This is a genomic window from Tsuneonella aeria (assembly GCF_009827495.1).
GTDB classification, from domain to species: Bacteria; Pseudomonadota; Alphaproteobacteria; order Sphingomonadales; family Sphingomonadaceae; genus Tsuneonella; species Tsuneonella aeria.
This window is the reverse complement of record NZ_WTZA01000001.1, coordinates 1565153-1579784: the sequence shown is the minus strand read 5'-3', so window position 1 is coordinate 1579784 and position 14632 is coordinate 1565153. Positions and strand designations below refer to the sequence as shown.

Genomic DNA, 14632 nt, shown 5'->3' with positions numbered 1-14632 from the left:
TCCGCATCACCCCTGCTCAAAGGCGCAGCGCGAGGCCGGCCCACACTGTGCGCGGGGTGCCGAGGTCGATCGAGCCGCCCTGGTTGCGGGTCACGATGGCGGCGTCCGCGAGGTTCTCCGCACGCAGGATCACGGCGAGCCCGCCGCCGATGGGCACGCGGGCGAACGCATCGAATGTGGTGACGGCGGGCAGGCGGTCGCTTTCGAGGTCGTCTTCGAACTGGAGGCCGACATGGCGCATCGTCAGCGACACGAGAGCGCCGTCCGCGGGGCGCCAGCTGGCTGTGGCGCCGGCGGTCCACCGCGGGGTCTGCGCGGGCCGGCGTCCGTCGAGCGCCGCCGCGACGCCGCTGCCGCGCGCTTCTGCATCGGTCAGGCCCACGGAGCCTGCGAGTTCGAAGCGCCCGAACGAGAGCGCGGCGTTAGCCTCGATCCCGCGCGCACGGATGGCGTCTATGTTGCGCCGCTGGCGAAGGTCCGGGCCGATCGTCACATTGGCGACCGCGTTTTTCACCGTGTTGTCGAACGCGGTGAGGGCGAGCGAAACCCCCGGCAAGACCGTCCAGTCCAGCCCCGCCTCATAGCCCTCCAGCCGCTCGTTGCGCAGGGAGGCGTTTGCCCGGGTGGTCAGGCGGACGACGGTGAAGGGGCGGTAGAGTTCGTTGAGCGTGGGCAGGCGCAGCCCGGTATAGGCCGCCGCGCGAAACTGCAGATCGTTCCCGGCCTGCCACACCGCGCCGCCGCGAAGCGACAGGTCCCAGCCGGCCCTGTCCGGGTAGCGATCGGCGGCGATGACATCGCCCGAAGGCGCGCGCGCGGTATAGAATCCGTCGCGAATGTCCCAACGGTCGGCGCGCACGCCTCCGGTCAGGACCAGGTTGCCCAGCGTCACGTCGTTTTCGACGAACAGGCCGAAATCGCTGGTCGTCCCGCCGGCGTTACGGCTCTGCGTGACGGCGCCGGTGACGACGCTGATCGCTTCCTCGTACAATTCGCCGCTAGCCCGGCGGTAGTCGAGGCCGAGCCGCAGCACGTGATTGCCGGGGGTCGGCGGCCGAAGCTCGATCTTGCCGCCGATGCCCGTTGCCGGCGTGTTGCGTTGATCAAGCGTCGGGACGAACAATGTCGAGCTGATCACGGTGTTAGTGAAATTGCGCGCCTGGACATAGCCGACGACATCGAACTGCCAGCGCCCCCGGCCTACGATGCGGAGCGATCCGTCGTGGCCTTCCATCCCGGTGTCGGCGCCGCGAAAGCGCAAGGTGCGATCGTCGCGATAGGCGAGGACACGAGCCTGGAGCTCGATGTCCGGCGCGAGCGGCGCGACGGCGCGGACTTGCGCGGACCAGGCATCGTATGCCGCGCGGGCGGTCGCCGGCACGCGTTGCTCGGCCGGAGTGGTGAAGAAGCCCTGGCCCCGATCCCATCGCCCCGAAACGGCGACGTAGCCTGCGCCGAGCCTGGGGACGAGGGTCGCGCCGATCTCTGTCTCGCCGCGGTGGTTGGCGAGCGCCCGGCCGTCGAACAGGCCCAGTTCGCCCGCGTCCGCGCTCGACAGCTCGATCGTGCCGGCGAGCGCGCCCGAACCGAACGGCCCGGAACCGCCGCCGCGCGTCACGCGCGCGCTGCCCAGCCGCTCGGGGACGATCGCGCTGAAGGGGATGTAACCGAAGAACGGGTCCGCCATCGGCACGCCGTCGAGCAGGATTTGCGCGCGGCTCGATGCGTTTCCGCCGAGGGCACGCAGGGTCACGCCCTGCGCGCTGGGATTGCTCGACCGGCTGTCGGACCGGCGGAACTGCTGAAAACCGCCGACGGCCGACAATGCATCCTCGATCCGTCCGCTGGCCGTCGACACCAGCGTCTCGCGATCGAGGGTCTGCGTGTCGTAGGCCGGGGTGGATGGCGTGTCGGGAAGGCCGGTGCCGGTGACGACGATGACCGGTTCGTCGTCCGGTCCCTGGTCGCCCGCGGCGTTGGCAGGAACGGCCGGGAACGCCAGCGTGCTCGCTGCAAGCAACAGGCGGCCTGAATGGATCACGGGGCTCCCGTCGAAACGTTGCGAGGATTGCCGGCCGCCGGCCCGGCGGCATTAACGGCTGCGCGCCCCGTGACAAGTCCGGCAGGCAAGGGCGGCCGGGCAAGTGCGGCGGGGAAGGGCGGCTGGCCGTCCACGCCCGGATGCGGTCCCGATTGACTCCCACCCGCGCGCGCCGCACACTCCTGGCCGTCAACGAACGGGGGGTCGTTTGTCAAGGGTCGTCGCGTTCCTGCTGGCCGTCATGGCATGCGCGCTTGCCGTGCCGTCCGCGGCCGATACACTTCCGACCATAGAGCTCGTGCCGGGCGAGGCCGCGGCTTCGGTCCGCGAGGGCATCCGTTTCCGCGAGATCGGCCCCGATGCGGCGCCGTCACCTGAAATGATAGAGGGCATGGTGCCCGTCCGGCACAGCTCCACCCAGTTCGGCCGGGTCGGCGAAACGGTCGTGGGGGCGCTGCGCTTCCGGAACGTCGGCGACCGGCAGGGCCGGTGGATCCTCTCCACGGGCCGCGGAACGGTGGACCACTTCTCCATCTATCAGGTGAACCCGGCGTCGGGGCGGGCGGAGGCGCTGCTCACCAGCACGGATATCCCGGCCATGGGCCGTTCGCTGGGAAACTACCAGTCGATGGCGATCGAGATCGATCTCGCCCCGGGCCAGCAGGTCACGTACCTGTTCAAGTTCCGCGACCTCGTTTCATCGTGGATGCCGTTCAGCGTGAAACCGTACGGATCGTTCTTTCGCGAACGGCGGGGCAATATCGCGATGGTCGCGGCCGTCGCGGGCGGGAGCCTGATGCTGATCCTGGTGGGCGCGCTGGCCTTCGCTTCCACCGGGCGGCGCGAATTCCTGTGGCTGGCCGCCGCCGAAGGGGCGTTCGCCTTCAACACGCTCTACGCGGAAGGCTACGCGACCATCTTCGTGCTCTATCGCTGGCCGGACATTGCGGCGGTCTTCGGCGAATTCACGCGCAGCCTGTTCGGCCTTCTCATGATGCAGTTCGGGCGGGCGTTCCTCGATACCCGCAACACGCTTCCCCGCTTCGACCGGTTCCTGCGGATGATGGTCTGGCTGGGCATCGCCATGATCGCGCTGACGGCGATCAACATCCCGGCCGGGCTGCTGGCGGAAAGCACGCTCCACCAGGTCGGCTGGCTGTACCTGCTGGCCGCCGCGGTGACCATGCCGGTGCTCGGGGTCCTCGCCTTGCGCCGCGGGTCAATCTACCTGCCCCTGTTCCTCGCGTGGAGCAGCATGGGCGCCTATATCGTCTACATGACGGTGGCGATCACCGGCATCTTTCCCAGCCTGCCCGTTAGCTGGCACTGGATAGGTCCCATCGGCCTGTTCGAATGCCTGATGGCGACGCTTACCCTGGCGCTGCATCTGCGCACCCTTTACGCCGCGCGGATCGATGCCGATCGGCGCGCGCACTCCGCCCTGCTGGAGAAACTCGCCCTGAGCGAGGAAGCGGCCCGCCTCGCGGACGACCGGGCGCGCGCCCTTTCCGAAGTGCGCAACCGGGACCGCCTGCTCCAGGGTTCGGCGCACGACACGCGCCATGTCCTCCACGCGCTCAACAGCGCGGTGCACTTCGGGCGCAATTCGCCGGCGACCATGGCGGCGGCATCGGACCTCGTTTCCCTTCTGGAAGCTTCGGCGCGGCACCTCGAAGACATCATCGCTTCCAGTGTTTCGATCGGCAATCGGGACGGACGGTTCCTGGCCCTTGGCGCAAGCGATCTTGCACATGTGATCAGCAGCCTGACCGAAATCTACACGCCCATCGGATTGCGCGCGGGGATCGATCTCGACGTGCGATGCCTCCAGGGTGAACAGGCCCTGGTGGACGAGGCGCTGTTCGCGCGCATGGTCAGCAACCTGCTCAACAACGCGGTGAAGTTCACGTGCAGCGGAAGGGTGGAACTATCCTGCGAAAACCAGGGCGAACACCTCCAGATCAGCGTCACCGACACGGGCCGGGGGATGCCGGACGGGCTCGCCAGCTGGCTGAACGATCATGCCGGCGATGCCACGTCCCCGCCCGACGACCTGGGCGTCGGCACCGGGTGGCGCGCCATCCGCGAGATCGTGGAGCTGATGCATGGCAGCTATACGATCGACACAGATCCGCGCGGAACCCAGGTCACGGTGATCCTGCCCAATCCGATCGCCTGCGGGCTCACCCCTGCAACGCTCCCGGAACTGGCCGCGCGCCAGCCGGGGCTCCACATCGTCGGTCTGGAACATGCCCCGGCACACAGGCCGGCGGAGGGAATGGCGACGATCGTGGTGGCGGACGATGCGGGGGCGGAGAAACGGGTCGATGCAGCGGCGCGGGCGCGCGCCCTGCTCGTGACGCCGCTCTGCCGCGAGATGCTGGATCACCCTTACGTGGCCGGCCTCGTCAGCAAGCCCGCGGCGAGCGCCCTGTCGACCACCTGACGGCTGTTCTCCGCCCCCAGCTTGCGGCGGATTTCCGCCAGGTGGAACGATACGGTCGGCGGGCTGATGTTCATGCGGTAGGCGATTTCCTTGTTGCTGCATCCCCCTGCAACGAACTGAAGAATGGTATGCTGCCGTTCGGACAATGCGACCTGCGGCTGGGCCGAGCGGGCGAGAAGTTCCGCCGCGCATTGCGAGTGATAGGTTTCCCCGCGATTCACCGCCTGCAGCGCCGCATGGGCTTCCTCGATCGGATCGCCCTTGCAGACGACGCCTTGCGCCCCGAGTTCGACCGCCTTGCGCAGCATGTCGGGCGCCGTCACCCCCGTCATGATGACCACGTCGGCCAGGTTGCGGGAACGGATCTCGCCCAGGGCGGATAGTCCGTCGATATCGGGCAGTTCCAGGTCGAGCATGACGATCGCGCCCGGCGTTACCGATGCGAACGCGATGCCGTCCGCCGCGCGGATGAAGCAACCGGCCAGGCGGAAGTGCGCGCTGTCGGCCAGCAGTAACCGGATGCCGGAATGGGCAAGCTCGTGATCGTCGATAACGATGATCGGCCGCATGGCGCGCGCGCAGGTTCCCCAAAAAACGCCAGCCTACCCGGCAATCCCGTCCCTTCGCCAGCCCAATTTAATTCGGCGGCGATTCAGGCGTGGTGAGCCCCGCGCTTCGCCTGTAGGGGGCTTGCGCACCGCATGGAAACGGCGGCGCCCAGACGTGAAAGGTTCGAATTTCTTCATGACTCAGGCTTCCAGCGAAACCGCCCGGATGACCGGCGGGCAGATCCTGATCCGCGAACTGGTCGCCCGGGGCGTGGACACCGTGTTCTGCGTGCCGGGGGAGAGCTATCTCGCCGCGCTCGAAGCCATGCACGAAGCGGGCGACGCGATCCGGCTGATCGTCTGCCGGCACGAAGCAGGGGCGGCCAACATGGCCGAAGCCTGGGGCAAGCTGACGGGGCGCCCCGGCATCTGTTTCGTGACCCGCGGACCGGGCGCCTGCCACGCCAGCATCGGCGTCCACACCGCCCGGCATGACGGCACGCCGATGATCCTGTTCGTTGGCCAGGTGCCGCGCGACCAGATCGGCCGGGGCGCATTCCAGGAAGTCGATTACCCCGCCACATTCAGCGATCTCGCCAAGTGGGCCTGCCAGATCGACGACGCGGCGCGCATTCCCGAATTCGTCGGCCGCGCCTATGCCACCGCCATGGGCGGACGGCCGGGACCGGTGGTGATCGCCCTGCCCGAAGACATGTTGAGCGAGACGGTCGCCGCGCCCGCGCCGTGCGGCGAAATGGTGCGTGCCCTGTCATCGCCCGCGCTGGGCGAGCTGGAACGCATGATCGCGGCGGCCGAAAGACCGCTGCTGGTCCTCGGCGGGTCGGGATGGACGGCCGAAGGGCTCGATGACATGCGCCGGTTCGTGGAGCGCACCGGCCTGCCCGTGACCTGCGCCTTCCGACGGCAGGACCTGTTCGACAACCGGCACCCGAATTACGCGGGCGAGAGCGCGCTCGGCATCAATCCCAGGCTCAAGGCGCGCTGGTGCGAGGCGGACCTTGTCATCGCCGTCGGCACGCGGCTCGGCGAGATCGTGACGGACGGCTACACCAACCTCGACGCGCCGATGCCCCATGCGGCGCTGGTCCACGTGCTCCCCGATGCGGCCGAGCTCGGCCGGGTCTATCAGCCGGCTCTGGCGATCCACGCCGATGCCAACATGTTCGCGGCCGCCGCCGCCAAGCTTTACGCGGGCGCCGCGCCCCGGTGGGAGGAATGGCGCACCGCGGCGCGCGCCGATTACGAGGCGTGGCAGCAATCTCCCGCGCACGTCGGCCCGGTGGACATGGCCGCGATCGTCGCCTGGCTGAGCGACACCCTGCCCGACGATGCGATCCTCACCAACGGCGCCGGCAACTATGCCATCTGGCTGCACCGGTTTTTCCGCTACAAACGGTTCGGCACGCAGCTCGCCCCCACCAGCGGCGCGATGGGTTATGGCCTGCCGGCTGCCATCGCGGCCGGCATCAGGCGGCCCGAAAGTCCCGTGGTCTGCTTTGCCGGCGATGGGTGTTTCATGATGGCCAGCACCGAGCTTGCGACGCTCGTCCGCCACCAGGTGCCCGTCATCGTGGTGGTGGTGAACAACAGCGCCTATGGCACGATCCGGATGCACCAGGAACGGCGTTACCCGGGCCATGTCGTGGGGACGGAACTGGTCAATCCCGACTTTGCCGCCCTTGCGCAGAGCTACGGGATCGGTGGCTGGCGGGTGGAGACGACCGCCGATTTCGCGCCGGCGTTCGAGGCGGCCCGCGCATCGGGCAGGGCCGCGCTGATCGAGATCGTGCTCCCGACCGCGGAGCTTTCGCCGACCATGAAGCTGCCGGGTTAAGGCGCGGCCGGGGCCGGCGCCCTGTCGCCGCGGTCCAGCCACCGCGCGATGGCGACCCCGCCCGCGATCAGCGGCGGCACCAGCACGATCGAAAGCGCGACCTTCGCCAGCACCTGCCCGACCAGCAGGCTGCGGATGTCGAACTCTCCGTAGAACGCCAGCGTGATGAAGATCACCGAATCGATCGCCTGGCTCAGCGCCGAGGCGACGGCGCCGCGCACCATCAGGCTCACCGTGCCGCTGTCGCCATCGCCGCGAAGGCGGGAGAATATCCAGATGTTGAGCAGGAGCGAGACGATATAGGCCACCGGCCCCGCCAGCCACACGCGCCACAGCTGCGAGTGCACCCGCTCGAACGCGGCGAGATCGTCGGCACGGAACTGGCTCATCTCCGCCGATGCCGGCAGGGCGAGCACCAGCTGCATCAGAAACGCGGACACCAGCAGCGGCAGGAAGCCCCACCACACCAGCCTGCGGGCCATCGCGTCGCCATAGAGCTGCGACACGGTGCTGGAGATCACGACCAGGATCAGGAACGCGAAGATGCCCGATTCGACCGCCAGGCCGAAGGGCAGCGCCACCTGCTTGTAGGCCATCACGCCTGCCACCACCGTTATTCCGCCGTAGAGCAGCAGGTACGTGAACAGGGCGCGGGGCACGCGCAGCGCGGCAGGCGCGGCAGTTGTAGCAGGGTGGGGTTCGTTCATGGGCGAGGCTTGGCATTGCCCCCGGCAAAAGAAAAGCGCCGCATTGGGCGGGCCGATGTTTCCTGTGGAGTCCCGCGGGCCCGAGGCGGACGCGCAAAACCGGTTCCCACCGCAACCTGTTTGCACTAACGGGTCGGCTCATGCCGCCAGTCGTGACAAGCATCATCGGGATCGTCGCGATCCTTGCCATTGCCTTCGTGATGTCGAGCGGCAAGCGGCGGATCAGCCTCCGCATCACGGCGGCCGCGTTCGCCATGCAGGCGCTGCTCGCCTTCATCGTCCTGCGCACGCCGTGGGGCGTTGCCGGCATCCAGTCGATGGCAAACGGTGTCGCCGCGCTGCTGAGCTACGCCAATGAAGGCACGGCGTTCCTGTTCGGCGCCGACAATCCCCTTGCCAACACGTTTGCGCTCGGCGCGCTGCCGGTGATCGTGTTCTTCGCGGCGCTGGTATCGATCCTCTATCACCTGGGCGTGATGCAGCGGCTGGTCCGCTGGCTGGGCGGGGCGATCGGCTGGGTGACGGGGATCAGCCGGGTGGAATCCCTTGGCGCCGCGGCGAACATCTTCGTGGGGCAGAGCGAAAGCCCGCTGGTGGTGCGGCCGTACCTTGCCGCGTTGAACCCCAGTGCGATCTTCACCCTGATGACGGTGGGCATGGCCGGGGTCGCGGGCACGATCCTGGCGGCCTATGCCGGGCTGCTCGGCCCCGAATACCTGCCCTACCTGCTCGCCGCCGCGTTCATGAGCGCGCCGGGCGGCATCCTCATGGCCAAGATCATCATGCCCGACGACGGCGCGCCGGCCCCCGCGGCCGAAGGCCCGATCGAGCTGCCCGACGCACGGATCAGCGCCGAAGGCCCCGGGGCGCTGGTCGAAGGCGGCAAGCCGCACGAGGTGGAACTGGCCGAAACCTTCGAGGAAGGCCAGAAACCCGCCAACCTGATCGAGGCCGCGGCCCAGGGCGCGCAGACCGGCGTGCGGCTGGCCGTGGCGGTGGGCGCGATGGTCCTGGCGTTCGTCGCGCTGGTGGCGCTCGCCAACGGCATTCTCGGCGGCATCGGCAATTTGCTGGGGTTTTCCAACTGGAGCTTCCAGGCGGGCCTCGGCGCCCTGTTCGCGCCGGTCATGTTCCTCATCGGCGTGCCGTGGGACCAGGCGCCCGCCGCGGGCAGCCTGTTCGGCACCAAGATCGTGCTCAACGAATTCGTCGCGTTCATCGATCTCGGCCAGATGGACGCCGCGACGCTGGACGTCCGGAGCCGTGCGATCGTGACCTTCGCGCTGTGCGGATTTGCCAATTTCTCGTCCATCGCGATCCAGATGGCGGTGACCGGCGGCCTTGCTCCCAACCAGCGCCCCGTGATCGCCCGCCTGGGGCTGCGCGCGCTGGTCGCCGGCAGCCTCGCCAACCTGATGAGCGCCGCCCTCGCCGGCCTGTTCCTTCCCGCCTGAGTACCGCCTCATGTCCGAAATCGCATCCGTATCGCTTGCCCGTCCGCTCAACGAAGTCGCCGACGAACTCGGCCGCAGCTTCCGGGAATGCGGGTTCGCGGTCATACGCGACCACGGCATCCCCGCGGACCTGATCGCGCGCGCGGAAGCGACGTCGAAGGCGTTCTTCGCCCTGCCGGACGACGTGAAGAACGCCTACCACATCCCCGGCGGCGGGGGTGCCCGCGGCTACACGCCGTTCGGGGTGGAGCGGGCCAAGGACGCCGAGGTCCACGATCTCAAGGAGTTCTGGCACGTCGGCCGCGAACTGCCGCAGGGCCATCCGCTGGCGGAATACATGAAGGCCAACCAGTGGCCCGCCGAATTGCCCGCATTCCGCGAAACGTTCACGGAACTGTACGCCGCATTCGAAAAGGCGGGCGAGCGCGTGCTGGAGGCGATCGCGCTGCACCTGGGCCTGGAACAGGATTACTTCGCGGCGACGGTGAAGGACGGCAATTCGGTGATGCGCCTGCTGCATTACCCTCCGCTGAGCGGACCGCACGCGGAAGGCGCGATCCGCGCCGCCGCCCATGGCGACATCAATACGATCACCCTGCTGCTGGGCGCCGAAGAGGCCGGACTGGAACTGCTGACCGCCGGCGGGGAATGGAAGGCGATCGACGTGCCCGAAGGCGCGCTGGTGGTGAACATCGGCGACATGCTCGACCGGCTGACCAACGGGCGGCTCAAGTCCACGCAGCACCGCGTGGTCAATCCGCGCGGCGAGGCGGCGTACCGTTCGCGGTACTCGATGCCGTTCTTCCTGCACTTCCGGCCCGATTTTACGATCGAGACCCTGGAAAGCTGCATCGATCCGGCGCATCCGGACGATCATCCGGCGCCAATCTCCAGCCACGACTTCCTGCTGCAGCGCCTGCGCGAGATCAACCTGGCCTGATTCGCCCGCGGGCCGGACAGCAAGCGGCGGCGAGACTCGCTTTCGTCCCGCTATGTTGCATTGCGGCAACAGTCATGAAATGTATCTGAATCAATAACTTAGAGCGACAAACGCCGCGCGGCGGATTTAGTGCCGAAGTTTGTCACAGTCTCGTAACAGAAGATACTTCTGGCGGTCGCGGGAAGCGACTAACGGCCCGTCGCATCTCTCCATCTCTCCTCGTCGAATGCAAGGGATCGTCATTCCATGAAGCTCAAGTATCTGCTGGCTGCGAGCGTCGTCAGCCTCTCCGCCGCCGCGATTCTGCCGGCCCCTGCCGCCGCCCAGCAGATCACCTCCGGCATCCAGGGCACGGTGAATGATGAAAACGGCAACCCCCTCGCCGGTGCCACGGTCGTCATCACCGACACGCGCACGGGCGCCGCGCGCACGCTGACCACCGGCCCCGACGGCCGCTTCGTGGCCAATGGCCTGGTGACCGGCGGGCCCTACACTGTCGCCGCCAACGCCGGCAGCTTCGAAGGCCAGACCGTCGAAGGCATCGAGACGACCCTGCAGGGCAACACGGACCTTACCTTCACGCTCACTTCGGGCAGCGGCGAGATCGTCGTCACTGGCAGCCGCGTGCAGGTGACGCAGCTCGCGGTCGGTCCGGGCACCAGCTTCTCGACAGAAGTGCTGGCCAATGCGCCCAGCTTCAACCGCGACGTGCGCGACGTCATCCGCATCGACCCGCGCGTCAGCCTCGACCGCGACGATGGCGGTTCGGGCGTGGACCGCATTTCCTGCCTGGGTGGCAACGACCGCGGCAACGCCTTCACGGTCGACGGCATCAGCCAGGGCGACGTCTATGGCCTCAACGACACCGGCTTCTCGTCGCGTTCGTCGACCCCCATCCCGTATGACGCGGTGCGCGAGACCCAGGTCCAGTTCGCGCCGTTCGACGTGGAATACGGCCAGTTCACGGGCTGTGCGATCAACGTCGTCACCAAGTCGGGCTCGAACGAGTTCCATGGCGGCGGCTACTTCGAATATTCCGACTCGGGCCTGCGCGGCGATAACGTCGCCGGCGAAGACGTTGCCCCGATCCAGCCTGAAAAGCGCTGGGGCGTCTATCTCGGCGGCCCGGTGATCAAGGACCGGCTGTTCCTGTTCGGTGCCTACGAGCACCAGGAAGCCGGCCAGTCGCAGGATGACGGTCCGGCAGGCGCGGGTTACCCGAACGAACTGCGGGGCGTTCCGCTTGCCGCGTTCGAAGAAATCTCGGGCGTGCTCAGCAGCGTCTATGGCATCGAAACCGGCCCGCTGGTGCGCAACCGCGATTATTCGAACGATCGTTACTTCGCGCGCGCCGACCTCCAGATCAACGACGCCCACCGTCTCGAGGCCACGTATCAGCGCCTCGAGGAAAACACCGTCAAGCCGGACGATTTCAGCACCTCGACCAGCAACCCGCGCGTGACCGGTCTCAACACCTTCAACAACAGCGGGACCAAGTCGAACTACTATTCGGGACGCCTCTATTCCCAGTGGTCGGATGCGTTCTCGACCGAGCTGCGCTATTCGCGGTCGGAAGTCCGGGATCTCCAGGATCCGGTCGGCGGCGGTGAAGCGCAGTCGGCCAGCCCGATCCCGCGCATCATCGTCGGCACCACGACGGGTGACGGCAGCTTCGGCCAGGTCCTGGCCGGCCCCGGCTTCTCGCGCTCGGCGAACGACCTGCGCACGAACATCGACGCCTATCGGGCCCTGGCCCGGCTCGATGCCGGTGCCCACCAGTTCAAGCTCGGCTTCGAAATGAGCCAGGCGGACCTGTTCAACCTGTTCGTGCAGAACGCGACCGGCACCCTTTACTTCCGGGACGTCAACGCCCTGCGCGAAGGGCTGCTGTCCAACGGCACCCGCACCAACCCGACCGCGGCCCAGATCGCCGCGGGCCAGGCGGTCGGCGCGGAAGGCAACTTCTCGGCCACCGGGGACGTCAACGACGCCGCCGCCGCGTTCAAGCGCAACACCTATTCGGTGTACGCCCAGGACGAATGGGAAATCACCAACAGCCTCAGCGCCGTCCTCGGCGTCCGGGCCGATTGGTATGACGGCGGCCGTCCGGCGCTCAACCCGCTGTTCCAGCAGCGCTACGGCTTCGGCAACAACAGCGGCTTCAGCAACCTCGACCCGATCATCGCGCCCCGTGTTGCGCTGACCTGGGACATGGACGATTTCGCCGTGTTCTCGCGGGCGCAGCTGCGCGGCGGCGTGGGCGTGTTCTCGGGCGGCGATCCGCTGGTGTGGTTCGGCAACGCCTTCCAGAACGACGGCCGCGGCTTCGCCGGTGGGACGACCACCGATGCCGCCTGCGGCACGGGGCCGATCGACGTGGTGGTGAACGGCCAGTTCACCGGTGTTCCCACCTGTTTCCAGCAGTCCGCCTCCGCGGCGGCGGCGCGCGGCGCGGGCGACACGCAGTCGATCAGCCCGAACATCAAGATGCCGTCGGTCCTGCGTGCGAACATCGGCTTCGTGTCGGAACTGAACTTTGCCCCTTCGGGCTTCTTCAGCGGGTGGAACCTCAACCTCGACTACATCTTCAGCCGGACGCGCAATCCGTTCACGCTGGTCGATCTGTCGCAGACCCCCGATTTCCGCGAAGGCCTCAGCGGGTTCACCGTCGACGGGCGCCCGATCTATCGTGCGATCGACCCGAACGTGGCCGGTTGCACGGCGGACCTCGTGGAGCTCAACCCCGGGCCGGTCTATCGGAACGTCAACGCGGTGTGCTTCAACACCAGCCGCGACGACGAACTCCAGCTCACCAACGGGCCGGGTTTCGACAGCCACATCGCTTCGTTCATCCTTTCGAAGAACTTCGATGGCGGCCTGTTCACCTCGGGCGGGTCGAGCTACTTCAGCCTGGGTTATTCGTACACCGATGCGCACGATCGGCGTAACATGTACAACTCCACGGCCGGCTCCAACTATGACCTGACGGCGGCGTTCGACCGGCAGAATCCGGCGGAATCGCGCGGCTTCTTCAGCTCGAAGCACAACATCACCATGGGCATGAGCCTCGAGGAAGAGTTCCTGGCCGACCTCGGAACGCGTCTGAGCGCAACCTTCGTCGCGCGCTCGGGCCGTCCCTACAGCCTGACCTTCACCGGTGGCGGCGTGTTCAACGACAGCGCTTCGGGCTTCGAAAACGCGCTGGCGTACATCCCGACGGGTCCCAACGATCCGAACGTGGTGTACACCGGCACCGTCGCCGAACAGGCTGCGAAGGGCGCCGCGTATGATGCCCTCATCAACTCGATCGGTGATTGCGCGACGAAGTATCGCGGGCAGAGCATCGTTCGCAACACCTGCGACAACGACTGGTACTTCGACCTCGACCTGTCGCTCTCGCAGGAACTGCCCGGACCGGGCCGCCTGATCGGCGTGGACGACAAGATCCGCGTCTATGCGATGTTCGACAATTTCCTGAACCTGCTCGATTCCGACTGGAACGTGCAGCGCCGCCGCAACTTCTCGGGGCTTCAGGACATTGCGACTGTCGACCGGGTCGATGCCCAGGGCCGCTACGTGATCTCGGCGGTTAACGCCGACGGGTACAATTCGGACAACCAGATCAACGTCAGCTCCTCGGTCTGGCGGATCAAGGTTGGCGTCAGCTACGACTTCTGATCGCTGGCGAACACGAAACGAGACGGCGGTCGCGCGAGCGGCCGCCGTTTTTCGTTGGCGGACGCCGTTTCGGGGCCGATAAGAATTCTCTTTGACACCCTCAGGTGCAGGAACAGCCGCGGGCAAGCTGTCGTTGACCCGGTCATGGTGACGAGCGACGGCAGCTTTGCAACCCAGGCGCGGCGGCCCCGGCCGGCGACCCTGGCGGTGATCGTCCTGCTGCACCTGGCGGCGATCTACGGTCTTGCGAAGGCATTCGCCCCGGGGGCGACGGCATCGGTCGAAAGGGCCGTGCTCTCGGCCGTCACGGTGACGGTCGAGACCAGGGACTTCGTGCCTCCGCCCGAGCCCGCGCCGCAGCCCGACCCAGGCGAAGCCGGCGACCCGGGCAAGAAGGCCGTCCCGCGCCCGGTCGTCGCCCCCGATCCCCCAGTAGTGATCAAGCAGGCACCGCCCGCGCCCAAGGCGAGCTCCACCGGCGCGGGCAATTCGTCCGGCGCCAGCGAGGCAGGCAGCGGGACCGGCGCCGGAGGCAGCGGGACCGGAACCGGCAGCGGGTCCGGCGGGGGCGGGCAGGGCGGGGGCGTCGCCACGCAGCCCGTGCATATCAGCGGCGCGATCAACAACGCGCGCGACTATCCCACTCCGCCTGGCGGACGGCAGGCGCGCATCGGCACCGAAGTGGTCGTGAAAGTCACCGTCGGCACCAACGGTCGCGCGCGCGATTGCAGCGTGTTCCGGCCTAGTCCCGACGCAGAAGCCGATCGGATCACCTGCCGCCTAGTGGTCGATCGCCTGCGGTTCCGGCCTGCCACCGACTCTTCGGGAAACCCGGTGGAGGCACCGTTCTACTGGCGGCAGCGGTGGTTCTAGTTCGGCGCTCGAGGCTCGCGCCCGCACCCTTAACGAGGCCAACTTGAACCACGCACCCTAAGCGACGCCCGCAACCAGCGTGCGCAGGTG

Annotated in this window: 9 protein-coding genes; 6 read left to right on the top strand and 3 right to left on the bottom strand. The window is 67.7% G+C overall.

The window, feature by feature from the left end; translation table 11 throughout:
• Positions 1-16 precede the first annotated feature (16 nt).
• On the bottom strand, positions 17-2041 hold the full coding sequence (locus GRI40_RS07790) for a TonB-dependent receptor plug domain-containing protein (protein WP_337190520.1): 2025 nt from the start codon (positions 2039-2041) through the stop codon (positions 17-19).
• Positions 2042-2249: 208 nt separating this feature from the next.
• On the opposite strand from GRI40_RS07790, the gene GRI40_RS07785 reads away from it, so the two are divergent.
• Positions 2250-4487, top strand: a complete 2238-nt coding sequence (locus GRI40_RS07785) for a sensor histidine kinase (RefSeq protein ID WP_160610798.1) — start codon at positions 2250-2252, stop codon at positions 4485-4487.
• Here the strand turns inward: GRI40_RS07785 and GRI40_RS07780 are convergent.
• Positions 4433-5056 carry a response regulator transcription factor gene (locus GRI40_RS07780; protein WP_160610797.1) on the bottom strand — a complete coding sequence of 208 codons (624 nt, stop codon included), beginning with the start codon at positions 5054-5056 and terminating at the stop codon, positions 4433-4435. The two genes, GRI40_RS07785 and GRI40_RS07780, sit on opposite strands and share 55 nt — an antisense overlap.
• Before the next feature lie 175 nt (positions 5057-5231).
• Here GRI40_RS07780 and GRI40_RS07775 point away from each other — a divergent pair, with 175 nt between their 5' ends.
• Positions 5232-6890 (top strand): thiamine pyrophosphate-binding protein, encoded by a 1659-nt coding sequence (locus GRI40_RS07775; protein WP_160610796.1) that lies wholly within the window; start codon positions 5232-5234, stop codon positions 6888-6890.
• On the opposite strand, the gene GRI40_RS07770 is transcribed toward GRI40_RS07775, so the two are convergent.
• Positions 6887-7597 carry a queuosine precursor transporter gene (locus GRI40_RS07770; protein WP_160610795.1) on the bottom strand — a complete coding sequence of 237 codons (711 nt, stop codon included), beginning with the start codon at positions 7595-7597 and terminating at the stop codon, positions 6887-6889. The genes GRI40_RS07775 and GRI40_RS07770 overlap by 4 nt on opposite strands.
• Positions 7598-7737: 140 nt before the next feature.
• On the opposite strand from GRI40_RS07770, the gene GRI40_RS07765 reads away from it, so the two are divergent.
• From GRI40_RS07765 to GRI40_RS07750, 4 genes are all read left to right on the top strand, one after another.
• A complete protein-coding gene (locus tag GRI40_RS07765; protein WP_160610794.1) occupies positions 7738-9051 on the top strand; it encodes a NupC/NupG family nucleoside CNT transporter in 1314 nt (437 codons plus the stop codon).
• A gap of 10 nt (positions 9052-9061) precedes the next feature.
• A complete protein-coding gene (locus GRI40_RS07760) occupies positions 9062-9991 on the top strand; it encodes an isopenicillin N synthase family dioxygenase (RefSeq protein ID WP_160610793.1) in 930 nt (309 codons plus the stop codon).
• A gap of 246 nt (positions 9992-10237) precedes the next feature.
• Entirely contained in the window at positions 10238-13669 is a 3432-nt protein-coding gene (locus GRI40_RS07755; RefSeq protein WP_160610792.1) for a TonB-dependent receptor, read from the top strand.
• Positions 13670-13813: 144 nt separating this feature from the next.
• The gene (locus GRI40_RS07750) at positions 13814-14542 is read left to right on the top strand and encodes an energy transducer TonB (protein WP_160610791.1); all 729 of its coding nucleotides are present in this window, start codon (positions 13814-13816) and stop codon (positions 14540-14542) included.
• Positions 14543-14632 lie beyond the last annotated feature (90 nt).

Excerpts from the sequence above, each read along its gene's own strand:
- GRI40_RS07780 (WP_160610797.1), bottom strand. The coding sequence starts at position 5,056 with ATGCGGCCGATCATCGTTATCGACGATCACGAGCTTGCCCATTCCGGC.
- GRI40_RS07775 (WP_160610796.1), top strand. The coding sequence starts at position 5,232 with ATGACTCAGGCTTCCAGCGAAACCGCCCGGATGACCGGCGGGCAGATC.
- GRI40_RS07770 (WP_160610795.1), bottom strand. The coding sequence starts at position 7,597 with ATGAACGAACCCCACCCTGCTACAACTGCCGCGCCTGCCGCGCTGCGC.
- GRI40_RS07765 (WP_160610794.1), top strand. The coding sequence starts at position 7,738 with ATGCCGCCAGTCGTGACAAGCATCATCGGGATCGTCGCGATCCTTGCC.
- GRI40_RS07760 (WP_160610793.1), top strand. The coding sequence starts at position 9,062 with ATGTCCGAAATCGCATCCGTATCGCTTGCCCGTCCGCTCAACGAAGTC.
- GRI40_RS07755 (WP_160610792.1), top strand. The coding sequence starts at position 10,238 with ATGAAGCTCAAGTATCTGCTGGCTGCGAGCGTCGTCAGCCTCTCCGCC.
- GRI40_RS07750 (WP_160610791.1), top strand. The coding sequence starts at position 13,814 with ATGGTGACGAGCGACGGCAGCTTTGCAACCCAGGCGCGGCGGCCCCGG.